Raw genomic sequence first — 25,903 nt, 5'->3', positions numbered from 1 at the left:
TTTCTCAATTAAACTATAAGGGAGAGTCGAAAATGAAAAAAATGGTATTTATTCTTACAATTATATTACTTTTTAATTTTGCAATATTAGCTGCTGCAGACAATATCGAATTAGAAGATCCCTGGATTTCGCAAAGAGATCAGGGCAATCATGGTGGTACATTGATAACAACTTTATTAGGTGATCCAAAAACTTTTAATACTTTGATTGCAAAAGAAACCTCTTCCAGCGAAGTTACAGATGGTTATATTTTTGAAGGTCTTGTTGGAAGAAATGGAATAACCACAGAAATTGAGAGCCGTCTGGCCAAAGATTGGGATATTAGTGAAGATGGAAAAACATACAGATTTTATTTAAGAGAAGGTGTCAAATGGAATGATGGGCATGAATTTACCGCTGATGACGTTATTTTTACCTTTGATTTGATAAGTGATAGAGATATTCCTACCAGTGCTAGAGATGGTTTGATTATTGACGGAGAGTTTCCAGAATACAGGAAAATTGATAAATACACGGTAGAATTTGAACTACCCTCAACTTTTGCGCCCTTTTTAAACAGTATGACTTTATCAATTTTACCCAAACATAAATTATATGAACCATGGCAGAATGGTAACTTTAATTCTACCTGGGGGATCAATACCGACCCATCCGAAATAGTCGGTACCGGCCCCTACAAGCTTGCTGACTACAGAAATGGCGAAAGAATTGTCATGGAAAAAAATGAACATTACTGGCGGCAGGATCCTGAAGGAAGAACACTGCCTTATCTTGATAGATGGGTAAGAATTATAGTTGGCAGTCAGGAAACTGAAGCTCTGCTTTTTGAAAGAGGAGAAACTCATATTCTTGGTGTCAGAGGAATAGATTATAATAGGCTTAAACAGCAATCAGAAAGAAGTAATTTTTCGATTATAGATGGTGGGCCATCATTTAGCACAAATTTTTTGGTTTTTAATATGAATCCTCGTAATCCAAATTTAGAAAAACAGCCCTGGAAATATGATTGGTTTACAAATCTTCATTTTAGAAGGGCAGTTGCCTATTCGATGGATAAAAACTCTATGATTAATCAGGCTTTAGCAGGTCAGGGCAGTAAGCAGTGGAGTCCAATTAGCGCACCCAATAAAGTCTTTTTGAATGAAGATGTAGAAAAATATCCCTATGACCTAGAAAAAGCGAGAGAAGAACTAGAAAAAGGTGGTTTTAGCTGGAATGATAATGGACACTTAATTGATCAGGATGGCAGAAGGGTAGAATTTAATATGCTCACAAATTCCGGTAATGAAGCCAGAGAAACATTACTTAATATTATTGCAAATGAATTAAGAGAACTGGGGATGAAAGTTAATTCTAATCCAATCGATTTTAACAGGTTGACCAGCCACATGAGCAGTGATTGGGATTATGACAGCATATTAATCGGTCTAACCGGTGGGGTTGAACCACATGCAGGTGCTAATGTCTGGCCTTCACATGGTCATCTCCATATGTGAAATCCAGTTCAGGAAGAACCAGCAACCGAATGGGAAGCTAGAATAGATGAATTGTTTAAAAAAGGAGTTTCTACAGTAGAAACTGAAGAAAGGGTAGAATATTATAATGAGTTTCAGGAAATAATTTCTGAAAAACTGCCTGTTATTTATACTGTTACACCAAATAATATTTATGCTGTTCGAGATAATCTTAAAAACACTGAAACAACTGCTTATGGTGGAGTCCTCTGGAACATTTATGAATTATATCTGGAGAATTAATTAATATGAAAACTTATATATTAAGAAGAATTTTAATTGTAATTCCTCTTTTGCTGGCGATTTCGATGCTTTCCTTTTTTATTATGCAGCTTTCGCCAGGCAATTATTTGGATCAGATGAGAATGAATCCAGATATTTCACAGGAATTGATCGAAAATATGAAAGAAGATTTCGGCCTCAACGAAGGAGTAGTGACCCAGTATTTTGCCTGGCTGGGTCAAATACTTCAGGGTAATTTAGGTGAGTCATTTAGTTATAGAGTTCCTGTAACACAAATTATCGGCAGCAGACTTTTTAACACTCTAATTCTATCATTATCTGCGATGATCTTCGCCTGGGTAATCGCAATTCCGATTGCAATTTATTCGGCCACTCATCGTTATAATATACTTGATAATCTCTTTAGTGTGCTGGCATTTATAGGACTTTCTATCCCCAATTTCTTTTTTGCTCTGCTGTTATTGTTTTTAATTGTAAGATATAATATACCATTACCTGTAAGTGGGATGACAAGTATAATGCATGATTTTATGACACCAGGAGAGCAAATTATAGATATTTTAAGACACTTAATTGTACCAACTGTTGTCCTTGGTTCAGCAGGTACTGCAACTATAATGAGACAGATGAGGGGTCAGATGTTAGATGTTATTAACAGTGATTATATCAGAACAGCCAGGGCTAAAGGTCTTAAAGAACGTACTGTAATTAACAAACATGCCGTTCGCAATGCTATCAATCCAATGATAACTATTTTTGGACTCCAGCTCAGCTCTTTATTCAGTGGTGCAGCTTTAACTGAAATAGTAACCGGGTGGCCTGGACTTGGTAATCTGATGCTGACTGCAGTAAGATCAAAAGATCTCTATCTAGCTATGGCAGGTTTAATGATGGGCAGTTTGATGCTTGTAATAGGTAATTTAATTGCTGATTTATTATTAGCTCTTAATGATCCTCGTATTCATTATAGTTAAAATACTTATAATATTTTTGAAGATGAAACACACTCATATCAAATTTTGAGGTGTTTAAATGAAGAAAATAAATACTAGCAGCAAAAAACGAAAAAAAAATAATAGAAATTCTAATAATGTTTTGTGGAAAAAGAAGTGGAAAAAATTTAAAAAAAATAAATTTGCTGTCAGTGCAGCTTTTTTAATTTTATTTTTATATTTACTGGCAATATTTGCACCCTTTTTTGCTCCTTATTCTGCTAATAGGAATTTTAAAGATAAATTTTTTCATCCTCCAACCAAAGTTCATTTTAGAGATGAAGATGGTTTTCGGTCTCCTTTTATCTATGAAACAGAAGTTAGAGGTTGGGCAGACTATGAAATCAATGATGAGAAAAAATATCCCGTCAGGTTCTTTGCCAGAGGTGATGAATATAAACTGTTTGGTGTTATTAACACTGATCTTCATTTTTTTCAGGTAGAAGGTGATATACCGATCTTTTTACTTGGAAGTGATAATTATGGCAGAGATCTTTTTACCCGGATCCTCTATGGAGGTCGGATCTCGCTTTTTGTCGGTTTTGGAGCAATTTTTATCACTACTTTTTTTGGTCTAATTATCGGTGGTATCTCAGGTTATTATGGAGGCTGGCTTGATAATTTAGTAATGAGAATTGTTGAAGTTATTATGTCTATTCCAAGCTTTTATCTACTTTTGGCCCTGGCAGCAGTTCTTCCGGTTGAGATCTCATCCGGTTTTCGTTTCTTTTTAATTATTTCTATCCTGGCTTTTCAAGGCTGGGCAGGAATGGCCAGAGTAATTAGAGGTATGGTTTTATCTGTAAAAGAAAAAGAATATATTGCTGCTGCAAAAGCGATGGGTGCTAGAGACAAAAGGATTATTGCCAGACATATTCTACCTGCAACTACTACTTATGTAATTATTAGAGCTACAATTGCGATTCCCGGTTATATAATTATGGAAAGTGGTTTGAGCTTTATCGGCCTTGGGATTCAGGAGCCTTCGGCAAGCTGGGGCAATATGTTGACTGCAGCACAAAACATTACAAAAATCAGTGACTTCCCCTGGTTATTATTACCCGGTTTTTTTATTTTTCTAACCGTATTAAGTTATAATATCCTTGGGGACGGTTTAAGAGATGCTTTAGACCCTAAACATAAATAAAACTCTGTCTTTGCTGACAGAGTTTTATTTATTTAAAATTCTTCTTTCTTTTTCTCGAACATGGTATGCCAAGTGATTTGCGGTATTTAGCAACAGTTCTTCTTGAAATATCAAGTGAATATTCTGTCATTAATATTTCTGCTAAACTACTATCACTTAAGGGTGAGTTTTTATCTTCCTTTGCTATCTCTTCACTGATAATTGCCTTGATACTGACCGAAGAAATATTATTGATTCCACTATTAAAAAACAATTTCAAACTAAATATACCATGGGGAGTTTGCAAATATTTTGAGGTTGTTGCTCTGCTAACGGTAGACTCATGCATATCAATTGCTTCAGCTACCTCTTCCATGGTCATCACATAAAGATGTTTTAAACCTTTTTTAAAAAAATCCCTCTGTTTTTCAACAATGGTTTCGACAATCTTTCTAATCGTCTCTCTGCGCTGCTCAATACTTTTCATCAACCAGATAGCAGACTGATACTTTCTTTTTAAATAATCACTTATCTCTTCATCATCCTGATTTTTGAGCAGGTTATAATAATACGAACTAATCCTTAGGGTAGGATATGATTTATCATTTGAGATAATCTCAAAATCACCATCTTTTTCTTTAACTATTAAATCAGGATCAATATATTCTGTGCTGCAGTTTTTTAAATCATCTGCTGATTTTATATCCAGTTCTTTTATTTTATCGTAGACTTCTAATACTTCTTTTTCAGTTCTAGATAAGATTTCTGCAATTTTTTCAGGTTCTATGGATAAACAGCCAGACTGATTTAAACTACCAACAATAAATTTGCCCAGTTCTATTTGTTCATCAGATAAAACTTCAAAAAGTTGATTTTCAAGATATTCACAAAAATCCGGCCTGTAAGCTACAAAGTTCTCATACTGTATCCTATCTTTTTCAATAACATTGAAATTAGATTGCCTATAATCCATTTCTTTTTCAGCCTCTAACATGTCTAAGAGAGGATTTTCTTTCATTTCTTCCTCGATATAGTCTTTTAATTCTAAATTGCTATACTGCAGAATTTCAATCGCCATCTGTAATTTAGGAGTTAAGACCAGCTCCTGTTTTTGTTCTAGATTTAAGTCAAAGTCAAGCTGCATATATTTTTCTCCTTAAAAATTATTTTGAAAATTAACCTAGAGCAAAAAAAACCATTAAATAATGAAATAAGCCACCAGCTAATATAAAAAAATGAAAAATCTCATGAAAACCAAAATTAGGATTACTATTTGGCTTTTTAATAATATAAAATACTGCTCCTATTGTAAAAGATAGACCTCCAGCAAACATTAGCATAAATAAGGAGGTAGGCATTTCAGTAAATAATCTGTGTAGAGCAAAAACACCTACCCAGCCCATTGCAATATAGATAATAGTATACAATATTCTGGGAGTTTTAAAATAAAGAAATTTCAAGAAAAAACCACCAATAACAAGTCCCCACTGAATAGAGATAATCGTCAAACGCAGCCAACCATCTAAATAAAGATAGGCTATAGGAGTGTAAGAACCTGCTATCATAACAAAAATAGCAAAATGGTCTAATTTTCTCCAGATAGATTTTTCATCTTCTTCTTTTTTAAAAGCATGATAGAGAGAAGAAGCTAAAAACAAGAATACAACTGATACACCATATACAGCTGCCACGACAATTCGTCCCGGATCGTTTAAAGCTCTATAGATCAATAATATTAAACCTATAAAAGCCATTATAAAACCAGCAAAGTGAGAATAAAATGATACTCGCTCCTCTTTTTTCATAATATTTACCTCCAGATAATCCTTTAAACAAGTGTATCAACTATATTTATTTTTTTAAGTCAAAGCAATAACAAATTAGCCAATAAAACTACTTGAGCTTGTTAATTATTATTATAACATTATTAATTTAAAATTTCAGCAAAAAAAGCCAGTAATAATCGGTGAAGATTTATTACTGGCTTAATTTTTGGTTTTTTTTGATAAATTGCTAAGTTTTCAGTCTGGAAAAAATTAATAAAAACTTAGTTAGGCAAGCTCTAGAGCGATTTCCATCATATCAGTGAAGGTTTTTTCTCTCTCATCAGCAGTTGTTTCCTGACCACTAACTAAAGAATCACTAACTGTTAAAATACTTAAAGCATCAACATCATATCTTGCAGCAAGAGTAAATAGTTCGGCTGTTTCCATTTCTACAGCTAGAACTCCATACTGTCTCCATTTTTTCCAGGCATCCTGATCATCATTATAAAACGAATCAGTACTTAAAACAGTACCAACTTTTACTTTAATCCCTTTTTCTTTTGCTATTTGGTGTGCCTGAGATAAAAGCTTGAAACTTGCTGCTGGAGCAAAATCTTTACCATTAAAACGTAATTTATTCATCTGAGAATTACTGCAGGCAGCCTGGGCCAGAATAACGTCTCTAAGTTTTGCTTCTACATTTAATGATCCACAAGAACCTACTCTGATCAAGTTTTTAACACCAAAATCTCTAATCAGCTCATTTACATAGATTGATAAAGACGGCATTCCCATTCCTGTTCCCTGAGCAGAAACTCTTTTACCCTTATAAGTCCCGGTATAACCATACATACCTCTTACAGAATTATATTGTTTTAGATCTTCAAAATACGTTTCAGCAATAAATTTTGCCCTTAAAGGGTCCCCGGGCAGAAGAATAGTATCAGCGATATCTCTTTTTTCAGCATTAATGTGTGTACTCATATATTTTACCCTCCTGTAATTATTATAATCCCTTTTATATATAATTATTCAATTGTTAGCTAAATCCTTTTTTTAGGCAAAAAAAAGAACACCCTGAATGGATGTTCCAAAAATAAATCGATCTCTTATTATTAGTTATTATATTATTTTATTATTTTTATTTAGTAGTTACCAAGATTTTTAAATGCATCAAGCTCAACTGATTTTTTGTGTAGTTTTTCCAGTTTAGCCTCTCTAATAAATGAATACATCGAATTAAACATCTAAATCATCCTTTCTTATAATCTTATTTTAGTTATAGGAATTATCTAAGGTAATTATACACCTTTTAAAAGAACTGTCAAGTTTTAGTCTGAAGTCTAAATTTACAGACAATTAGTCAATATTTTTGAATTATTTTAGTTCAGATAAATCGAAAGGAGTTTCCTGATATACATAGTAATTTAACCAATTGACAAATAAGAGATTAGAATGACCACGCCAGCGAACTAATATGTCTTTTTCTGGATCATCATCTTTAAAGTAATTTTTAGGTACAGCAATATCAATTCCCTTTTCTAAGTCACGCAGATATTCAGTTTTAAGTGTTTCCGCATCATATTCAGAATGACCTGTTGCAAACACCTGCCTACCATTTTTATTGGCCATTAGATAAAGACCTGACTCATCTGATTCTGATAGTATTTCCAGTTCGTCAACTTTTTCTACATCCTCTCTTCTGGTCTCAGTGTGACGGGACTGGGGAACATAAAAAATATCATCAAAACCTCTTAATAATTTTACATGTTCTTTTGACTGATAATGAGGAAAAACTCCAAACATTTTTTCTTCTAAAGGATATTTTGGTACACCATAATGATGATAAAGTGCTGCCTGACTTCCCCAGCAGATATGCAGGGTAGAATAAACATGATGTAAGCTCCATTCCATAATCTTTTTTAATTCTTCCCAGTAATCCACAGCTTCAAAAGGCAGTGTTTCCACCGGTGCACCTGTAATAATCATTCCATCATAATTGTTATCCTTAATTTCAGAAAATGTATTATAAAATTTATTCAGGTGTGACTGAGCCGTATTCTTAGAATTATGGGTTGCAGGATGTAAAAGATCAATATCAACCTGAAGCGGAGAATTTCCCAGTAACCTTAAGATCTGTGTTTCAGTTACAATCTTTTTAGGCATTAAATTTAAAATCAATATTTTTAAAGAACGAATATCCTGATGAGTTGCCCTTGATTCTTTCATAACAAATATATTCTCATTTTCTAAAGTTTCAACTGCTGGTAGTTCATCCTGGATTTTAATCGGCATTTTCTTCACCTCCTAAAATATTAGTAAAAATATTATTTTGAAAAACTCTTAATCTATCGCTGTGAAGCTTCTAAAGCCTGATCTAAATCTGCCTTTAAGTCTTTGACATCTTCAATACCAATTGAAAGTCTTATTAAAGCAGGTGAAATACCCGTTTTAATTAAATCTTCCTCGCTGAGCTGTTGATGGGTAGTGCTTGCCGGATGAATAGCCAGAGATTTTGCATCACCAACATTTGCAAGGTGTAAAAAGAGTTCTAAATTATTGATGAATTTTTCTGCTGCTTTTTTACCACCTTTAACAGCAAAGGTTACCATCCCACCAAAACCATTTTTTAAATATTTTTTTGCATTCTCATGACTTTCATTGCTTTTTAAACCTGGATAATTAACCCATTCTACCCTATTGTCTGCTTCCAATAATTTTGCAATTTTTAAAGCGTTTTCTGAATGTCTCTCCATTCTTAAACTTAATGTTTCTATACCATTTAGGGTTAAAAATGAGTTGAAGGGGCTGGGAGCACTACCTAAATCCCTTAAAAGCTGCACCCTTGCCTTAGTAATATATGCTGCCTCAGCAAATTCTTCCTGGAATTTAATCCCATGATAGCTCGGATCAGGTTCAACTAAACCTGGAAACCTACCTGTATCCCAATCAAAATTACCACTATCTACAATTATGCCCCCAATTGAATTCCCATGACCTGAAATATATTTCGTTGTAGAGTGAATAACTATATCTGCTCCATATTCAATTGGATTGCTTAAATAGGGAGAAGCAAAGGTATTATCAACTACCAGTGGCACTCCATTCTGATGAGCTATTTCTGCAATCAGCTTAAAATCAGGCACATTTAAAGTTGGATTAGCAATAGTCTCAATATATAGTGCTTTTGTTTTATCTGTTATTGCTTTTTTAAATGATTGAGGGTTATCTGAGTCAACAAATTTAACCTCTATTCCAAAATTTTTAAAAGTATGTTTGAAAAGATTGTGAGTACCACCATAAATTGAACTCCCACTTACTATTTCATCACCATTTTTAGCTATTGTTAATAGAGCAGTCACTTCAGCTGCCTGTCCTGATGATAGAGCAAGAGCACCAACCCCACCTTCCAAAGCAGCAATCCGCTTTTCTAAGACAGAATTGGTTGGATTCTGAATTCTGCTGTAAATATCTCCACTTTCTTCTAGTGCAAATAATTTAGCAGCATGTTCTGTGCTATCAAAAGTATATGAGGTCGTCTGATAAATTGGAACTGCTGCAGCTTTTCTGTTCTCCAACGGATCATAACCATGATGTAATGCAAGTGTGTCAAATCCTAAAGTCATTTTTATTCCTCCTTTGAATTAAAAAACCCACTCCTGTAAGTAGGAATGGGTTAATTTCTTTACCTACTTATCTTCCAGGTCTTTTACCTGCTGGAATTAGCACCGGGCATAAATTATGCTGGTTGCTGGGCTTCAAAGGGCCAGTCCCTCCACCTCTCTTGATAAGTTATATTGTTTTTTATTACTTTAACACAGATTTTGAAATCTGTCAAGAATAATTCAGCTTAATTTTTCTCCAGGCTGCTTTAATTAAGCAGTTTTTGGAGCTGGAAGCTTAGCTTTAATTGCATCAATAAATATAGCAATTGCACCATCACCGGTAACATTACAGGCAGTACCAAAACTATCCTGGGCAAGATATAAACCGATCATTAAAGCAGTTGCACCTTCACCAAATCCAAGGATGGTAGTTAATAATCCTAAAGCAGCCATAACTGCTCCTCCCGGAACACCTGGTGCAGCAACCATTGTTACACCAAGTAAAGCGATAAATTGGAAAAACAAAGCAAAATCTAATGGCAGTCCCATAATTGCTGCAACTGCAACAGCACAAACAACTAGTGATATAGTACTACCGGCTAAATGGACAGTTGCCCCCAGTGGAATTACAAAATCTACTATTTCTGCAGTTATATTATTTTTTCTGGCACTTTTTAGGGTAACTGGAATAGTAGCAGCACTTGACATGGTACCGATTGCAGTCGTATAAGCTGGAATCATATTTTTTAAGCTTGTCAGTGGATTTTTACCAGAAACACTTCCCGCAATAGCAAATTGAATCAAGAGATATCCAATATGCATGGCTATTATAATTCCAAATACCTGACTGAATACTGCTAGTGTTTCAAATGCATTCCCGGCAAATGCCATATCTGCGAATACCCCGGCAATATGCAGTGGTAAAAATGGAATAATAACATATTCTATTACCAATACAATAATATCTCTAAATTCATTAGCAATATTATATAAACTTTCATCTCCATTATTTCTTAATAAATAATTAATACCCAGTCCAAAAACAAAAGCTGTCACAAGTGCAGCCATAACACCGATTACTGGAGAAATTTCTAAACGTAAAAATGGCTCCAGACCTCCAGCTTCAGGATCAGCTATTTCAGAAGCTTCAACAATTGCTGGCACAATTCTTACTGAGATTAAATAGGCAATTGTACCTGCAGCAATAGTAGATACATAGGCAGTTAAAACTGTAGTACCCAATAATCTACCAGCTTTTTCTCCTAAATCAGCAATTCCCGGAATGATAAATGCTAGAATAACTAAAGGTACTATGTAATTTAAAAATTCTCCAAAAATTATTGTAAAAGTATACAATATTCTTGAAATACCTTCAGGAAAAAATAAACCAATAATAATACCTGATATAATACCAATTAATAATCTTAGAACTAATGGAATCTTTTTCATTTGTTTGCCTCCTTTTTTTTTATACAAACCTATTTATATTTTAAAGGCTAAAGGAATAAATTACAAGCATTTTCTAAAAAAAACTTAATAAATCAATCTATTTTAAATATTTTTAAATACCTAGAAAATATGATAAAATCAAGTTAAATTATCTGATTATGAAAGTGGGTTAAAGATGAATATTTTAGTTCTCGAATATTTCTTAAGTAAAGGAACTCCTAATAATAAACGGCTTTCTTTTTACAGTGAAGCTATAAATATTTTTCAGGCCATTATTAATTCTTGTTTAAAAACAGAAAATTTAAAATTATATAGCTGGCTCAATAAAAGTTTTAACAGCACTTTCGAAAATACAGATAGAGCTGAGATAAATATAAACTTTTCTCTTCCTGATTTTAATAACAATAAAGAATATTTTAGCTTTCTTGAAAATTTAAAAATAAAGAACTTAGATTATTTTTTAATTATTGCTCCAGAAACAGATAATATACTCTATGAAATGAGCAAAATATTAGAACAAAAAGAGATTAAAAATCTTGGTAGTAGTTCTAAATGCATAAAAAAAGCAGCTAATAAATGGCTGCTTTATCAAAATTTTATTGAAAGCAAAATCTTTCTACCAGAAACTGAATTGGTTAATAATCAGTTGATCAGAGATAATAAGATTAAGCAAAATATCTTTCCAGCAGTTATCAAAGAATTTTATGGTGCTGGCTCAGAATTGATGGTTATCGATGATTATCGGTCGTTAAAAAAGTTGGATTTAAAAGAAAATAAAAATTATCTGATCCAAAAAATAGTTCAAGGTACAGCAGGTAGTCTTTCTGTGCTGGCAAATCAAGAAAGAACAGAGATTTTAACCATCAACAAACAAATTATTAACAGGCAAGATTTTAAATATCAGGGAGGAATAGTTAATTACCCCTTTAAAAGTTCAAAAAAATTTACTGAAATTTCAACTAAAATCAAAGAAAAATATCCAGAGCTTAGAGGTTATTATGGAGTTGATTTTATCTGTCAGGATAAGGAATTTTATCTTTTAGAAATAAATCCCCGGATAACCTCTTCTTTAATCGGACTTGCAGAGCTCTATAATCCAATTAAATTTATTTGTCAACTTCAAGAGACTAATATCTTTCCGGAGCTCAAAAACAAAGCTCAATCTAGATTTATGCTTGCTTAAACTCCGGAAAATCTGAATATAGTTTAATCTCATCTTCATCCATTTCTAGTTGGTTCAACCAATAATTTAAATCTTTACCTTCAATCAATAATTTTTTTTCGCCAATTATCTCTAATAAAGGAATGATAACAAAAGCCCTTTTTTTAATTTCCGGGTGTGGAATCTGTAAATTTGGACTTTGATAATAAAGTTTATCATAAAACAGGATATCTATATCTATTTTTCTTGGTCCCCATTCTATATCTCTTACCCGACCCAGTTTCTTTTCGATTTCTAAAATCTTTTTTAAAAGTTCTTCCGGGTTTAATGAAGTGTTGATCAAAATTACAGCATTTAAAAAATCAGCCTGCTCTACCCCACCATAGGGCTTTGTAACATAGACTGAAGAAGTTTTTTTTACTCTGACAGCTTTAAGCTCAGCAAGTTCTGCTGCAGCTTTTTTTAAATATTCAGATCTTGGCTCAATATTAGAACCAAGTCCCAGGAAGACATCAGGCATCTTATTCAACCTCAGTTCTTTTTCTGCTCATTTTTACTGAAGCACTGCTCAGGACACCAGGAATTGGAACCATTGGTTTTTTGATCTCTATTTCTATCATTTCCAGTCGCGAAAAGTTTTTAAATAATTCGCTGATGATCTTATGAGCCAAACTTTCTAATAAATCATATTTCTCAGCTTCAACAATCTTTTTAATAGACTTATAAACTTCGGAATAACTGACAGTTTTATTTAAATCATCATTGACTGCAGCTTCTTCAAAATCAAGTTCTGCTCTGAAATTCAAAATAAAACGCTGGCCCTGTTCTTTTTCAGTGTCACGCACTCCATGATAGGCATAAAAAATCATCTCATTTAAAGCAATACTATTTTTCATGTTTGCCCTCCCATTTAAGAGCATCTGACATTAAGGCAACCTTTTTAATTTCTTTAACATCATGAACTCTAACAATATTTGCTCCTTTAAGAATCGAAGCTGATACAGTTGCAGCTGTTCCAAAAAGTCTGTTATCTGTTTCATCCTCATTTATAAATTTAATTAAAGATTTTCTTGAAGTACCGATTAAAATAGGATAATTTAGCTCTTTAAAACTTTCCAGCCTATTTAAAATCTGCAGGTTATGAATCTGTTTTTTGCCAAAACCTATTCCGGGGTCAATAACAATTTGTTCTTCACTTATCCCTGCTTCTATAGCCAGCTCTATGCCCTGCCAGAGATATTCTTTGATCTCGAAAATCAGATTTTTATAACTGGGATCATCCTGCATATTTTCTGGTTTTCCCTGAATGTGCATTATAATAACTGGAGCATTGAATTCCGCAGCAGTGGCAGCCATTTTTTTATCAAAACGGAGCCCACTAATATCATTGATCATCGAAGCACCTCGTTTGAGTGCAGCACGAGCCACAGAGCTTTTATAAGTATCGATTGAAATAGGAATTTTAGTAACTTTTAATATTTCATCTAAAATAGGCAGTAATCTCTTCTTCTCTACTTCTTCACAGATCCTTTCTGAGTAAGGACGGCTGGATTCTGCACCAATATCAATGATATCTGCACCTGCTTTTTCCATTTCTACAGCCCTTGCTACTGCTCCTTTAAGATCATTATATTCTCCTCCATCAGAAAAAGAATCAGGTGTTAGATTAAGAATCCCCATAATCAATGTTTTTCTGCTATAATCAAGTTCTCCCCGATTTGTGATAATAACATTTTTACTTTTGCCCATTTCTATCACCTCTGTTAAGTATTTTTAACTTCCATTAAGTATTTCTTAATTTAAGTAAAGATTGAGCTGTGTTGGCAAGATTTAAATTATCATTAACTTTATATAATAACTTCAACCATTGTTTTTCAAATATATCGACCCCATGATATGCTCCGATAAAAGAAGCTAAAATCGCAGTAATAGTATCAGTATCTCCTCCTAAAGCCATTGAACTTTTGATAGCTTTTTGGGGCTGATCAAGATATAAATTAAACACAGCAAAAGCTGCTGGTACTACTTCATAACTGTTAATTCCTGTCCCCATAACCTGGCTGATAAAATCTAAGGCCTCTTCTTGAGAACTATAACTATCTAAATAGGATAGCAAAAACTTGCATCTTTTAAAAGTAGAAGGCTGAAAAGTTTTTAGGGCTATTTTTTCAGCTTTTTCCATTAGTTTAAAGGAAAACTCTAATATTTCTTCATATTTTCTGGCATTTAAAGCACCTGCAATAAAGCCTGCTACCCCTGCAGCTGCAGAAAGAGCTGTATCAGTGTAATGAGAATAATAGGCTATTTCTTCTAGCATTGCAAGTATTTTATCCCCTTGAGTATCAGAATAGATAATTCCTAAAGGGGTAATTTTCATAGGTAGTCCACTTGAAAAGCCGGCTCTTTCACCTTTAGTGAAACTCTCATTATTTAGTATTTTAGTGACCGTTTTCCCAGTACTTGGTCCAATAACACCCTTCTCAATAAGTTGTCGGGATTTAATAAAATTAGCCAAACTTTGAAAATACTCATCTCTATTTAGTTCAGCCTGATTAGCAATTAGATAATCGGCAAGATGGAGGGTTAAAATTGTATCATCTGTAACCTCAACTCGGCCGAGATCTCTATTTAAAAAATGTTCTTCTGGAATTTCATAAAACAATTGATCACTTTTTATAATTTTTTTAATCTGCTCACGATTCATCATTTCAAAAGGCATTCCTACAGCATCTCCAAGTGCTAAACCTGCTAATACACCATAAGCTCTTTTAGCAATATCCATTTAAAAGCCCCCTAAAACTAGCTTATTATATCAATCACCGATTTTTCTCTTAAAAAATATTTTCTCAAATAATCTGGCTGATTGCCATTAATAATTAGAGCTGTAATCTTAGTTTTTTGTTTTTTATACAGGGTGGGAAAATATTGATCTATTAAACCATCTGCTGCCAGGTTATCTGCTTTAATTTTTCTTTTAGCGGTATTTTCATCTCTTTTTTTACTGCTTTTACAATAGCGCTGTTTTAATAAAATTAACTTATCAGCTTTAAATCTATCTGCAAGTTCTAAAGCAATACTGTCAGAACTCACCTTCCAGGAATGAGGGAGTGGATCTATTTTTCTATAATAATCCTGGGCTAAGAAAAGATTAATTCTACTTTTTAGCTTCAGTTCTGCATCTAAATAAGATTTATCTTTAAAGTAAGTAGAGAGGAGAAATGTATTTAAATCCATCGCAGTGATTGCGGCAAAATGAGCTGCATGATCAGTTAAATTTTCTCTTTGATCAAAATTTCTAACTAAATCTGCAGCCACTCCTCCTCCACAGACAATCAAAAATTTTATTTCAGTATTTGCTTTGATAATCTCTGTTAGCTTTTTAAGAATATCTATTTTATCATCCCTAAAAAAACTACCTCCTATTTTAATTACAAATAATTTTTCCATCAAGAACCCTCTTTTAGCTTTTTTAATAATAAATATGCTCCAGCAGTAGTAGTTAGTATATTATTTTTTAAAAGTTCGATCTCGTTTTCTAAATTTAAAATTTCTATATTCTTTTTCTTTTTTAGCTCTTCAGCAAATTTAAATGCTCCCTTATTGGCCAAAATCACGGTTTTAAAAGCTGGATCAACTCGAGAATAAAGCTGCATTATTTTTTCAAATATTAAATTGATTTCTTCCTGATAGATATAATCTGCAATCAGCTCTATTTCTGCCTCAGAAGCAGTATTTAAATCAAGACTGATTAAACGGGCAATTCTTGCTAGAGCAGCCCTTCTGTTTTTAGCTTTGCCATCAGCTGTTGGAATATTATATTCAGATTGTTCAATAAGTCCTTTAACAAGGTGGAGATCAGCTGTACTGGCAAAATGTTCATTTATCACTGTTATCATTTTACCCTGGTAGGGGAGTTGATCAACCAAAAAGCTGAGGTTGCTGCGGAGATAACCCAAATATATTAGTTCTCCCCAAAAAAGCCGCTCACTATCTGTTTTGCCGCGATTAATTAACCGGGAATTCTTAACCGGGATTAAGTCAGTACTGGTACTTCCCATATCAAAAAGTATAAACTCATCAAAAAACTCTGCAATAAATTTTGCCGAAACCGCCCAATTTGCTGCAGCCAGAGTCTGAATAGCTTTGAGCTCTGATTTCTGTTTTACATTTCCATAATAATCATAATAAAAAATGTTTTTTTGCATAAAATTTTTTTCAAATAATTCTACTAAATAATTGATGCCTTCAATTTTAGTATTAAAGCGATCAGCCAGTTCTGCTGTCATTGTTACAGCAAAATAATTGCTAGAACCCAATTTTTTATCAAGCTTTTTTATTGTATCAAGGGGATTTTTGCTCTGATCCCACATCGGGAAAAAGCTGCTGCTTGATCTAATATTTTTAATCTGATCTACATTATGGTTATATTCAATTCTAGTCGCCTTTATATTTGCTCCCCCAATATCCCAGGCGGTAATTGTAAAATTTTTCACTTTAAATTCTCCTATTTATTTTTTTATAAAGAGAGTTTATTTTTTCTGGTGATATTTCTGCACTGCGGTCCTCATTTTTACAAACTGCTCCTCTAAAACCGATAATATCTGCCTTTATCTCTCGCAATTTATCAAGGTCATTAAAGTTTAACGAACCCGCTAAAGCAGTTATTAGATTTAATTTTTTGCCATCTTCGACAAAGTTTTTTAATTCTTTTATTTTTAAAAAGCTAAAAAGACTTTTATTCTTTTTATTTATTGTATCTATCATAACCCCATCAATACCTGTCTCAGCTGCAACTTCATTTAACAAAAAAGGACTAAAAGTATTTGCTTCTCTAAAATCTGCAAAAGCAGCAGCTATTATTTTTATATTTTTAGCTCCACTCATATCCACTGCCCTTTTTGCCTCTCTTAATAAATCTGTGGCAGCTTCTACACTCTGCATGCCATATAATCCGAGTTTAATATAATCAAGCTCTAAATGGGCAAGGCCAAAAGCAACCTGAGAGGCCAGACCCGGTAAAGCTGGTAGATCACCACCTGCTGCACTTAAAGGAAAATCAGGGAATTGCTCCCTGATTCCTTTAATAACATAAGGAAAATTAGTCCCAAGTGATCCCTCATTTGGATTTTTTATATCTAAAATATCAAAATCGCTTCTTTTAATTTTTTTTGCCTCTGAAATACTTTGCACACTAATTAATAGTTTCACTTTCCAGATCCTCCAGTATCCTGAAGCCATTTTTCTGCAGTAGTATTTTCACAGGTTATATAATGATTGTCTTTTGAATTATTATTTTGAACGGCTTCTTCTATTTCTGATTTTATTTCTTTTATTTTTCCACTTCTTTCTGCATATACCTCATAACTGTGGATTCCTTCGTAATTAGTCTGTTTTGCTAAAAAGTAATCGTCATCTTCTAAAAAATCAAATTTATCTAAAGTTTGAGCTACCATTTCTCTAACCACATCTTCTACAAAACGGGGATTTTGATGTGCGTTTTTGACGATTTCTAGTTCATCTACCCTTTTTAAAAGATCTAATACCTTACTGCTCATAGAGTTTTCTACAATTTTTACCAGATCTTCTGCATTTATTTTTTCTTTACTTCCTATCATCAAAATTCCTGTACCTCTTTGATTATGTGAAGCTAAGGGAATGTGTTTAAAAACCTTTTTCAATTCTTCTTTAGTAAATCCTTCTGCTAAGAGTTTTTCTTCAGAATATTCTTTTATCATCTGCTGAGCACATGGGCAGACGGTCATCCCATTTGTTTCTACCCCAAATAAGTGCCTGGTACCTTCTGGAGTACTGACAGCCCTGGCCATTACTGTATTAATCTTTTGCGTTTTTTTATTTGAAGCAGGTGCAATTTCTTCTACCGGATATTTAGCTTTTATTCTAACCTCTGCTCTGTTTGCTCCCTGTTTTTTTCTGGCCATCTCTGCCATATAGGAAGCAAAATCTTCCAAAACCATCGCATTTTTTTGAATAGTTTCATCAATGATTTGGGTGATGGTTTCATCAAAACGGGACATATGTGCTCCTTTTTGTTGAGGAAGCAAATCAACATAAATATCTATTTCTGAGTAAAAAAGATTATCTTTATTATTGTTTTTTATTCTAATTATTTTGTGAATATTTTTAACTCCAACTCTATTTAAACCAACAATAAATCTGGGTTCTTCTTTTTGAACATCTCTTTTAAATTGATCCATTAATATCCCCCTCCTAATTAACTAATCTGCCCAATTTTTAATCAATTTTTTCCCGGAAATTAAAATAGCTAAAAATATTACTGCTGTAATTAAATCAGCAGTAGTTCCGGGATTAACTTTCTCTGCCTGAGTTCTTAATTCTTGATCAAATTTTTCTATCTGCTGCCAGAAATCTTTCTGTTCTAAATTAATTGACCGCAAAACTTCTGCAGCTGATCTGGATACCTCTACAGCCTTGTTAAGACCGTGTTTTCTAACAATTAAAGTATCAGGATATTCAGCTAATATTTCTAAGAAAGTCATTATTATTATTTTTTCTATCTCATTATATTTTTGACTGTATTGCTTAAAACGAGGATAAGCATAATCAAAAGTTATAGAATAATTATTTGTATATTCAAATGCTATATTATCTCTTTTTTCAGCCAGTTTCATGGCTTTTAAAAGAGTTATTTCCGGTTTTTCACTGATATCAGCCTGATCAACTTCTTTTAAATTACCAGCCTTTGAATAATTAATTGCTTGATAACAGTGTTCTGCGTCTTTTTGATCTAAATTATTTAAAAGCAGTTTAAGTTCTTTTCTAAGCTGAATAACTAATTCACTCTGAGCAAGAGATTCAATCTCTGTTTTAGCTCTTAACCGAGAATAGGCAGAAGCTAAAGGAGCACAGAGAAGTATAATCCCCAGATTCGTATTAGTTTTGATAAAAGAATGAGTTTCTCTAACAGCCTGATAAATTATTTCTCCCACTGATTTCTGCTCAAGATCCAAAAAAGCTGGAAATACTGCTGCAGAACTAAATAAAAAATCTCTATATTTTAAATCTTCAAATTCTCTGCCCGGACTTACATTACCAGGTTTGGCAGTACTTGCCTCCAGTAAACAGGCAATCTGTAAAACCTGAGCGATTTCTTGATCAGTTAATGACATCCAGCTCACTCCTATCTCTAATTTATTGCAGCAGCAATTCTACAATTTTCTCTGCTATATTAAAGTCAGTAATCTGCTGCAAACCATGCCAGCCTGGTATGCTGTTAACTTCAATGACATAGGGATCATCATAATTACTATTTTTTAAGACAATATCTATCCCTGCATAATCTAAGTCTAAAATAGAAGCTGACTTTAAAGCCAGCTCTTTAATATGATCTGGTAAAGAAACTTTGTGGCTTGTTGCACCGCGGGCCACATTAGTTTTCCAGCTCCTACCACATCTTTTAGAAGCAGCAATAATTTCTCCTCTGCAGACAAAAACTCTAAGGTCACTATTGCCGTGTTCTATATATCTTTGTATATAATAGACGAAATTATTTTCTTCCCAGGCCCGAAAAACCCTGTAAGCTGTATCTTCATCTTTGATTCTAACGATCCCCTTTCCCAGTGAACCAAAAAGGGGTTTTAAAATAATATCCTGCCATTTAGAAAAAAATTCTAAAGCCTGTCTAAAATCTTCACTGACAAAAGTTTCAGGGGTGGGAATACCCTGGTCAGCAAGTAAAAACTGAGTATAGTATTTATCAACGGTTTTTTCTATAACCGAAGGTTTGTTGATAATATTTTTGCCCAGAGCAGCCATTCTATTTAAAATATCCATCCTTAAAATAATCTGTTCTAAACTCCCACCCGGAATAATTCTAACAAAAATATAGTCAACCTCATCAAAAATTGTTTCTCTATTTTTTAAATGAAAAGAACTTGCAACTGCTGCCCCAAGTTCTTTAAAAGCAACCCTTTTTGCGAGGATATTATGTTTTTTTAAAGCATTTTTTAACTCTCTAATGTGCCATCCATCATCAGAAGACAAAATTATAGCCTGCAATTACTTACCTCCCCTAATCAACCATTATTGAAAAATGATTCTTTTAATATTTCTGCATTAATTTTACCTGCTTTATATACTTTTCCAGTTTTCCTATTATTTATTATAACACGAGCAGGGCTAAAAAGCATAGGGTCGATATCATAAAAATTATTGTAACGCTTAAAAAGGGTTAAAAACTTTTCTCCATAATCTTCTGATGAAGAAGAAGGTATCTGCTCAATTATTTTTTCGATTTCTTCATCTTCACAGTAAAATTGATAATAGGCTGTACCTCCATATAAAACCGCATCATTGGTCCTGCCAATACCTTTTAAACTATCATCTGCTGTTGGAGAAACCGGACAGATACCCCAAGCTGCTTCGACTTTTTTAAGGTCAAAATCTAATTCGTGAAGTTTGTGCATTCCCGTTTCCACAATCCTGGCACTAATTTGAATAGAACCAACTAAAGATTCGGTTGGAGCTACCAGTATATAGCTATCACTACAGGGGGTTGTCATTTCATCAACAATATACTCTGCTGTACTTTCATCTGGCAGCTGTGATGATTCAAGAACTATTACAGCAGGAGCATTTTTGCTTTCATAATATGCATCATATTCTTTTATTATATCTTCTTTTTTGACCAACATCCTACCCGGGCCAGATCCCATGGCAAAAAAGTCATCTTTTTCTATTTTCCAACCTGCATATTGAGATAGCATACATGCTTCTAAGGGATGATCAACCTGAACCTTAACAGCAGGAATTAAATAAGAATCAATTTCATAATCACAAAAATCAACCTTTCCCATTCCACCCAGGCAGATTTCTGAAAAATACGCTCCAGCTTCATAACCACCTTTAACATTAATTCCACCATCTATTACTGTAATTCCATCATCATAATGGTGTAATTCTATATTTAACTCTCTTCTCATTTGTAACATTTCTTTAACCAGCATTACAGCATTTTTGTTTAAAGCTAGGCGTTTTCCCATATCAATATTTCTCCTTTCCCTAATTCGGTATTATCACCTGTATATCTTTTGTACCTGCCTTTATGTGCCTTAGGTGGTACCTCAACTCCATAATCTTTTTTGAGATGATTATAGGCAATATTTAAAAAATCGGGGAAATAACTAATATTGTAATTAAAAGTGGGCAGCGTCTCAACATCATTTAAAGTAACAATCGTACCTCTTTTCATACCTGCTCCAATCCTGCTGCCACAACTACCAAAAACATAGACTGAACCCGCTATCATTTGAGCAGCAAGAAGCTCACCACAATCACCTTCGATAATTATTTCACCTCTACGCATCTTATTAGCAACAAAATTACCGGCATTTCCTTTTACATATATAACACCACGATTCATGCCAAGGGTATCTCCTCTGAAAGCAGCACCTATATAATTACCAGCATGACCATTTATTTTAATAAAACCTCCGGTCATTTCGGCTCCCAGCCAGTCCCCTACATTACCGTTAACCTCAAGATAACCGGCTTCCATTTCTGAAGCTGAATGCATACCCAGGTTGCCATTGACTGTTATACTGCCAGTTTTCATACCAGCTCCTAAATATTTAAAATTGCTTAAGTTACCATTGATAATTATCTCTTCTGAGGGACTACCCTCAATTTCGAAAAAATCATTGAGCTGATAAGTATTTTTGCCGCATAATAAATTTATCTCTCCTATCTCAGAAATATTGAGGTCTTTTAGCAGAGCGGGATCTATATTTTGAGCTTCTACAGGTACTTTTCCTATAATCTTTTTATCTTTTTTTATTAGCGCCGGGTTTTCTCTTTTTAAAGTTAATTGTAATTTACTCACTAAGACCACCTCTCAATATTTCATGAAGATAGATATTCTCAGAGCCAAGATCTCCTCCATAATTACCTGCAGTAATCTTGATCACTCCTTGAACAGCAGCTGCTTTAACTCCAACTTTCATTGCCTCTTCTACAGCTTTGACACTTAAACCATCAATAACTATTTCCAGGACAGAACCGGCCTCAGCAGGAAGTTCACTTTCAACCTGTGCTTTTATTGTTGGACAGTAGGGAGTGTTGGTAGAGGCATTTAAAAATGAATATTTTGATTTAACTTTACTGCCACTGCTGACAATTCCACCTGGAAAAGGCATAATTATACCTTCAACCTCTTTCATTGCCTCTACTGCCTTTTCAGCCGCATTGAGGGCCTTTTTCTGATCTTCAGCAACAATGATAATGTTTCCACCACCAAGACCTTTTTTAATGCCAAAACTCTCCTCTATCAAGAATTCTCCTCCCATAATCGGGATCCTCCAGAACCTTCTTTTATCATAGAGTTTAGAGATTTGATAGCCATCACCAAAATAGCGGATATTAGAGCCTACTTTAATTTCTTCCTGACTCTTTAATCCATTATAACAGGCAGCTGTAGCTGCAGTCATAATGGTCTGACCGATTCTTTTGCGTAATTCTTTTTGGAGATTATCTTTTTTCATTGTAAAAAAGAGCAAACTGTAACCCGGTCTACCATCTAAAGTTTCTTCTTCACGTAGTTCTCTTTCGATTCCTGCTTCAATACCACATTCAATAATTGAGGTAGCAAAACCAGTTGATTCTCGAGCGGCAATCTTTGCCCATTTTTTATTATCAGCTGTAACAATAATTCTTGTTCCATACATATTAAATGCTTCTGCAAATGTATTTTCTATCTCTATCCCTTGAAATTGCATGGAACCACCTCTACTTTCTTGTAATAATTATCTGTAACACCATAATTGTCAATAGAAATACTGTAGTATTTTTGGAATTCTTCTCTAATATCTTCCGCAATTTGAGGATCATAATCCGGTTTAGTAACCAATGTTTTACCATCCTGTAATTCGGTTATTAATTCACCATCTTTGACGATCATCGTTCCAGATTTAAATACATATTTAGGTTTTGCAAAAACTTCTGCAATATCCCTGTTTTCTAAATTTTCATAGACAGTAATATCTGCATCAGCTCCAACACCTAAATGCCCTTTATTTTCTAGCCCAAGTGCTTTAGCTGGACCTGAACGGCTAATAACTGCAATTTCAGATAAATCATATTCTCGCTTTAAATTACTTAGATCTGTATAATCATCAAACTTTTTGTGCATTCCAGAAATATAATCATTTCTATAGTTGCTATCCATCAGTAATTTTATTATCCAGGGGTAAGCTGTAAATGGGCCAGCATTTGGATGATCAGTGGTTAAAAAGACCTTCCAGGGATCTTCAATTTTTAAGAATAATTCCATCCCGGTAGCCCACTGAATATCATTAACTAGGTTTTTCTTTTTATAATTCATGGGTACGATCCCCGAACCTGTTTCCATTTCTACATCGGTATTAACCCATTTATTGCCCGAGAGTTTATGCAGATTATACTCTAATATTCCATCTGCGGTCATAGTGGTAGCTTCTCCAAATACTAACTGTCCAATATCTACAGTTAATTTTGGCTGACGGTTTATTTCTGCTGCTACCTGGTCTGTAGCAGTGATAAATTTAACCCTGTCATTTTCAGTTTTACCATAACTGCTAAACTGGATATGGGTAACATGAACCCTATAATCTTTAAGCAGCTGCAGAGTTTCGTTGGTTGTTTTATAATTACCTGCAGTACCAAGATCATTAGTATGAACATGAATTGCATGAGGAATACCTAATTCATCATTTGCTTTTGCAAGGGCCAGCAAAATTTCTGAAGGGCTTAAATTAAATGATGTCCCCTTATCATGGATACCTCGCATCCTTTTGCCCTCTTTCCAGGCTTCAACTCCACCCGGATTTACAACCTTTAGAGCAAAAGCACCAGTAACATTTATTAACCAGCCTAAATAATTTTTAAGTGCTTCAAAATTATTTTCACTGATAAACTTTAAAACAAAGTAATTATTACCACTTAAAACCAAAAAGCCTTTATCTATGAAAGGAAGGTCATTAAATTCTTCATGAATATGCTTGGCTTTCATGGGTGGACCGGCTGCTTCCATAACAGTGGTATAACCCATTAAACTATAGCGATAACCTGTTACATAACTTGAGGGTACAGTAGATCCAACTCCAGAACGCAGTTTACCCTTTCTGGGTACATTATCTCTCCTGTGATCTTCAGGTCTTAATACCCGACCGGAGTTTACTTTGGGACCGGCAATATGAGAGTGGATATCTACTCCCCCGGCCATTACAATTTTGTTTTGCAGATCTATTTCTTCTAATTGATCCTTGGCTTTTAATTCTTTAATTTCTCTCTCTGACGGTTTATCTACTATTTTTTCATCTTTAATCCAGATATCTTCTTTAACTCCGTCTTTATTATTTTTTGGATCGTAAATTAAAGCATTTTTTAATTTAAGCATTTTCTATCAGCTCCCCTATTCTAGAAACAGCTTCTGCATCATCCGGCCACTCATCTTCTAAAAATGATCGCAGATGAAGAGGTACATGGTCCATTCTGTAAACTGTTCCCGAGGCAGTAATTCCCTTTAAAGCTGAAGGAATTATTACATCTGCCAGATCAGTCGTTAAATTCCAGTGAGGATCAAGGACAATGGTTGGTATTTCTTTTAAAAATGCTGCTGCTTGATGAGGTAAATTAGCGGCTGGATCTGAAGCTATGATAAATGCTGCATCAACCTCTTTCTTGGCCAGTAAATCAACAGCTGTATATTCTCCAGGATTATAGCGCGGATAACCACGACTAAAATTAACAGCAAAGGGATAACCGGTCTGCCAGGCCATTGTAATTTCGCTTCCAGCTACATTCCCGTGTCCCCGCATCGGCATCATTACAAAGCGACCATAACTGTTAAGATCTCTGATCAGGCTCATTGCTGCCCAGGTATTCATATATTTTGCACCTGTCATAGTTAAACCCATTCCATAAAAAATACTGCCATATTTAGCTTTTTTAAGCTTTTCTGCAATTTCTTTTATTTCTGCGATTTTCACTCCAGCTATTTTGTCTTTTTCTGTATTCAGTTCCTTACCATTTATCAAAAGTCTTAAAGCCATTAGTAGTTCAAAATCCTTACCCGGATCAAGCTCTACATAATGATCTGCCATTTTTGCTGTTGGAGTTTTTCTCACATCAAAGGCAATTATTTCTCTTTCTGAACGGTTCTTTTTAAATAATCCCTCAGATAAAATGCTGTATCTTTTAGAATGATTTGGATGTGCTTCAACAGGATTAGCTCCCCAGAAAAGCATTAAATCAGAGCGATTTTTTATTTCACCTAAGGTTGCAGTAACCATTCCAACCAGCTGTTTGGCCATTGTACCCGGGCCATGACAGACAGAAGAGGTACTATCAATATTAGCCCCAGATAATTCAGCCAATTTGACCGCATTCTTTTGTGCCTCAGCAGTTGTGCTGCTCAATCCATAAATCAAAGGATTTTTACTATTTTCAAGAATTTCTGCTGCCTTTTTAATTACTGACTGATAGTCACTTTTCTTTCCCTCAATCATCGGCACGGTTCTATCTTCTAGAGCATGCTCATATTTTTTTCTGGAAATTGCACAGACATTTTTTAGTTTTTTAATCTGATTATTTTCTACTTCAACTTCGATATTATCACAGAGCGCTCCACAAAATGTGCAGGTAATATTTTTGTGTTCTTTTACTTTAGTCAATTAGCCTTCTCCTCCTTCCGCATTATCTTAACAATTTTACTTTTAGAGTTAGGCATTCCTGTACCACCTGTATCGGTTCCAATTAATTTATTTGCAGTTTCTCCATAGGGCATAAAAACTATCTTCTCAGAAAGATCTGCCCCTTTACATCTAACTTCTACTTTACCTGAATCACTCTGCAAAATCACTTTTTCATCTTCTTTTATCTCATATTCTTCCAGCAATTTTTTGCTTATCTCTACATAGGCTGTTTCTTTTTTATAGCCCTCATTTTTTTTGCCAGAGACTGAAGCCATTCCCTGTTTAATGGTTCTTCCGGTAATCAGGGTAAAACTTTTATTTTCAAGCAAAATTACCCCTC

General features: G+C 34.0%; 27 protein-coding genes and 1 riboswitch. Of the genes, 5 read left to right on the top strand and 22 right to left on the bottom strand.

The features are described from left to right. Window positions 1–32 precede the first annotated feature (32 nt). Genes HALSA_RS04910 through HALSA_RS04900 form a run of 4 tightly spaced genes read left to right on the top strand, consistent with a single transcriptional unit; the run spans window position 33 to window position 3,896 of the window. Window positions 33–1,496, top strand: coding sequence for an ABC transporter substrate-binding protein (locus HALSA_RS04910; RefSeq protein ID WP_049773850.1), 1,464 nt, complete (start codon window positions 33–35; stop codon window positions 1,494–1,496). Between the two features lie 51 nt (window positions 1,497–1,547). Continuing rightward, the gene (locus tag HALSA_RS12395; RefSeq protein ID WP_049773849.1) at window positions 1,548–1,757 is read left to right on the top strand and encodes a hypothetical protein; all 210 of its coding nucleotides are present in this window, start codon (window positions 1,548–1,550) and stop codon (window positions 1,755–1,757) included. Between the two features lie 5 nt (window positions 1,758–1,762). After that, window positions 1,763–2,731, top strand: a complete 969-nt coding sequence (locus tag HALSA_RS04905; protein WP_013405503.1) for an ABC transporter permease — start codon at window positions 1,763–1,765, stop codon at window positions 2,729–2,731. A gap of 58 nt (window positions 2,732–2,789) precedes the next feature. Then, window positions 2,790–3,896 carry an ABC transporter permease gene (locus tag HALSA_RS04900; RefSeq protein ID WP_013405502.1) on the top strand — a complete coding sequence of 369 codons (1,107 nt, stop codon included), beginning with the start codon at window positions 2,790–2,792 and terminating at the stop codon, window positions 3,894–3,896. A gap of 28 nt (window positions 3,897–3,924) precedes the next feature. Here HALSA_RS04900 and HALSA_RS04895 read toward each other — a convergent pair whose 3' ends face one another. The 6 genes from HALSA_RS04895 to HALSA_RS04870 form a co-directional block, all read right to left on the bottom strand. Beyond that, window positions 3,925–5,019, bottom strand: a complete 1,095-nt coding sequence (locus tag HALSA_RS04895) for an RNA polymerase factor sigma-54 (protein ID WP_013405501.1) — start codon at window positions 5,017–5,019, stop codon at window positions 3,925–3,927. A gap of 31 nt (window positions 5,020–5,050) precedes the next feature. Next, entirely contained in the window at window positions 5,051–5,680 is a 630-nt protein-coding gene (gene trhA / locus HALSA_RS04890) for a PAQR family membrane homeostasis protein TrhA (RefSeq protein WP_013405500.1), read from the bottom strand. A gap of 246 nt (window positions 5,681–5,926) precedes the next feature. Beyond that, a complete protein-coding gene (gene deoD, locus HALSA_RS04885; RefSeq protein WP_013405499.1) occupies window positions 5,927–6,625 on the bottom strand; it encodes a purine-nucleoside phosphorylase in 699 nt (232 codons plus the stop codon). A 393-nt stretch (window positions 6,626–7,018) separates the two neighbouring features. Continuing rightward, window positions 7,019–7,936, bottom strand: a complete 918-nt coding sequence (gene metA / locus HALSA_RS04880; RefSeq protein WP_013405497.1) for a homoserine O-acetyltransferase MetA — start codon at window positions 7,934–7,936, stop codon at window positions 7,019–7,021. A gap of 53 nt (window positions 7,937–7,989) precedes the next feature. Next, window positions 7,990–9,267 (bottom strand): O-acetylhomoserine aminocarboxypropyltransferase/cysteine synthase family protein, encoded by a 1,278-nt coding sequence (locus tag HALSA_RS04875; RefSeq protein ID WP_013405496.1) that lies wholly within the window; start codon window positions 9,265–9,267, stop codon window positions 7,990–7,992. Between the two features lie 64 nt (window positions 9,268–9,331). Beyond that, window positions 9,332–9,435: riboswitch (SAM riboswitch) on the bottom strand. Window positions 9,436–9,516: 81 nt separating this feature from the next. Next, on the bottom strand, window positions 9,517–10,695 hold the full coding sequence (locus HALSA_RS04870) for a dicarboxylate/amino acid:cation symporter (protein ID WP_013405495.1): 1,179 nt from the start codon (window positions 10,693–10,695) through the stop codon (window positions 9,517–9,519). A gap of 175 nt (window positions 10,696–10,870) precedes the next feature. Between HALSA_RS04870 and HALSA_RS04865 the strand changes: the two genes are divergently transcribed. After that, the gene (locus HALSA_RS04865; RefSeq protein WP_013405494.1) at window positions 10,871–11,878 is read left to right on the top strand and encodes an ATP-grasp domain-containing protein; all 1,008 of its coding nucleotides are present in this window, start codon (window positions 10,871–10,873) and stop codon (window positions 11,876–11,878) included. Here the strand turns inward: HALSA_RS04865 and folK are convergent. From folK to HALSA_RS04785, 16 genes are read right to left on the bottom strand one after another with little or no spacing between them, the layout of a single operon-like run. Then, the gene (folK, locus tag HALSA_RS04860; protein WP_013405493.1) at window positions 11,865–12,377 is read right to left on the bottom strand and encodes a 2-amino-4-hydroxy-6-hydroxymethyldihydropteridine diphosphokinase; all 513 of its coding nucleotides are present in this window, start codon (window positions 12,375–12,377) and stop codon (window positions 11,865–11,867) included. The two genes, HALSA_RS04865 and folK, sit on opposite strands and share 14 nt — an antisense overlap. A 1-nt stretch (window position 12,378) precedes the next feature. Then, a complete protein-coding gene (folB, locus tag HALSA_RS04855) occupies window positions 12,379–12,753 on the bottom strand; it encodes a dihydroneopterin aldolase (RefSeq protein WP_013405492.1) in 375 nt (124 codons plus the stop codon). Beyond that, entirely contained in the window at window positions 12,743–13,606 is an 864-nt protein-coding gene (gene folP, locus HALSA_RS04850; protein WP_013405491.1) for a dihydropteroate synthase, read from the bottom strand. Before folP ends, folB begins: the two co-directional genes overlap by 11 nt. 34 nt (window positions 13,607–13,640) lie before the next feature. Then, window positions 13,641–14,639 (bottom strand): ADP-ribosylglycohydrolase family protein, encoded by a 999-nt coding sequence (locus HALSA_RS04845; RefSeq protein WP_013405490.1) that lies wholly within the window; start codon window positions 14,637–14,639, stop codon window positions 13,641–13,643. 17 nt (window positions 14,640–14,656) lie between these two features. Then, window positions 14,657–15,304, bottom strand: coding sequence for an amino acid kinase family protein (locus tag HALSA_RS04840; protein WP_013405489.1), 648 nt, complete (start codon window positions 15,302–15,304; stop codon window positions 14,657–14,659). Then, the gene (locus tag HALSA_RS04835) at window positions 15,304–16,350 is read right to left on the bottom strand and encodes a hydantoinase/oxoprolinase family protein (RefSeq protein WP_013405488.1); all 1,047 of its coding nucleotides are present in this window, start codon (window positions 16,348–16,350) and stop codon (window positions 15,304–15,306) included. The genes HALSA_RS04840 and HALSA_RS04835 overlap by 1 nt, the downstream gene beginning before the upstream one ends. Before the next feature lies 1 nt (window position 16,351). Next, the gene (locus tag HALSA_RS04830) at window positions 16,352–17,065 is read right to left on the bottom strand and encodes a (5-formylfuran-3-yl)methyl phosphate synthase (RefSeq protein WP_013405487.1); all 714 of its coding nucleotides are present in this window, start codon (window positions 17,063–17,065) and stop codon (window positions 16,352–16,354) included. Next, on the bottom strand, window positions 17,062–18,072 hold the full coding sequence (gene mptA, locus HALSA_RS04825; protein WP_013405486.1) for a GTP cyclohydrolase MptA: 1,011 nt from the start codon (window positions 18,070–18,072) through the stop codon (window positions 17,062–17,064). Before mptA ends, HALSA_RS04830 begins: the two co-directional genes overlap by 4 nt. A gap of 21 nt (window positions 18,073–18,093) precedes the next feature. Then, on the bottom strand, window positions 18,094–19,005 hold the full coding sequence (locus tag HALSA_RS04820) for a triphosphoribosyl-dephospho-CoA synthase (protein WP_013405485.1): 912 nt from the start codon (window positions 19,003–19,005) through the stop codon (window positions 18,094–18,096). 22 nt (window positions 19,006–19,027) lie between these two features. Then, window positions 19,028–19,894, bottom strand: coding sequence for an ATP-grasp domain-containing protein (locus tag HALSA_RS04815; RefSeq protein WP_013405484.1), 867 nt, complete (start codon window positions 19,892–19,894; stop codon window positions 19,028–19,030). A 17-nt stretch (window positions 19,895–19,911) separates the two neighbouring features. Next, window positions 19,912–20,877 (bottom strand): methenyltetrahydromethanopterin cyclohydrolase, encoded by a 966-nt coding sequence (gene mch, locus HALSA_RS04810; RefSeq protein WP_013405483.1) that lies wholly within the window; start codon window positions 20,875–20,877, stop codon window positions 19,912–19,914. Continuing rightward, window positions 20,862–21,716: a formylmethanofuran dehydrogenase subunit C gene (locus HALSA_RS04805; RefSeq protein ID WP_013405482.1), complete on the bottom strand. Its 855-nt coding sequence runs from the start codon at window positions 21,714–21,716 to the stop codon at window positions 20,862–20,864. The genes mch and HALSA_RS04805 overlap by 16 nt, the downstream gene beginning before the upstream one ends. Then, complete coding sequence (fhcD, locus tag HALSA_RS04800) at window positions 21,709–22,608, bottom strand: formylmethanofuran--tetrahydromethanopterin N-formyltransferase (protein ID WP_013405481.1); 900 nt, start codon at window positions 22,606–22,608, stop codon at window positions 21,709–21,711. The genes HALSA_RS04805 and fhcD overlap by 8 nt, the downstream gene beginning before the upstream one ends. Continuing rightward, the gene (locus HALSA_RS04795) at window positions 22,590–24,266 is read right to left on the bottom strand and encodes a formylmethanofuran dehydrogenase subunit A (protein ID WP_013405480.1); all 1,677 of its coding nucleotides are present in this window, start codon (window positions 24,264–24,266) and stop codon (window positions 22,590–22,592) included. Before HALSA_RS04795 ends, fhcD begins: the two co-directional genes overlap by 19 nt. Next, window positions 24,259–25,542: a formylmethanofuran dehydrogenase subunit B gene (locus HALSA_RS04790; RefSeq protein WP_013405479.1), complete on the bottom strand. Its 1,284-nt coding sequence runs from the start codon at window positions 25,540–25,542 to the stop codon at window positions 24,259–24,261. The genes HALSA_RS04795 and HALSA_RS04790 overlap by 8 nt, the downstream gene beginning before the upstream one ends. After that, window positions 25,539–25,892 carry a molybdopterin dinucleotide binding domain-containing protein gene (locus HALSA_RS04785; RefSeq protein WP_013405478.1) on the bottom strand — a complete coding sequence of 118 codons (354 nt, stop codon included), beginning with the start codon at window positions 25,890–25,892 and terminating at the stop codon, window positions 25,539–25,541. Before HALSA_RS04785 ends, HALSA_RS04790 begins: the two co-directional genes overlap by 4 nt. Window positions 25,893–25,903 lie beyond the last annotated feature (11 nt).

Source organism: Halanaerobium hydrogeniformans, assembly GCF_000166415.1.
GTDB classification, from domain to species: domain Bacteria; phylum Bacillota; class Halanaerobiia; order Halanaerobiales; family Halanaerobiaceae; genus Halanaerobium; species Halanaerobium hydrogeniformans.
The sequence above is the reverse complement of the archived record's forward strand: the minus strand, read 5'-3'. Positions and strand labels throughout refer to the sequence as shown.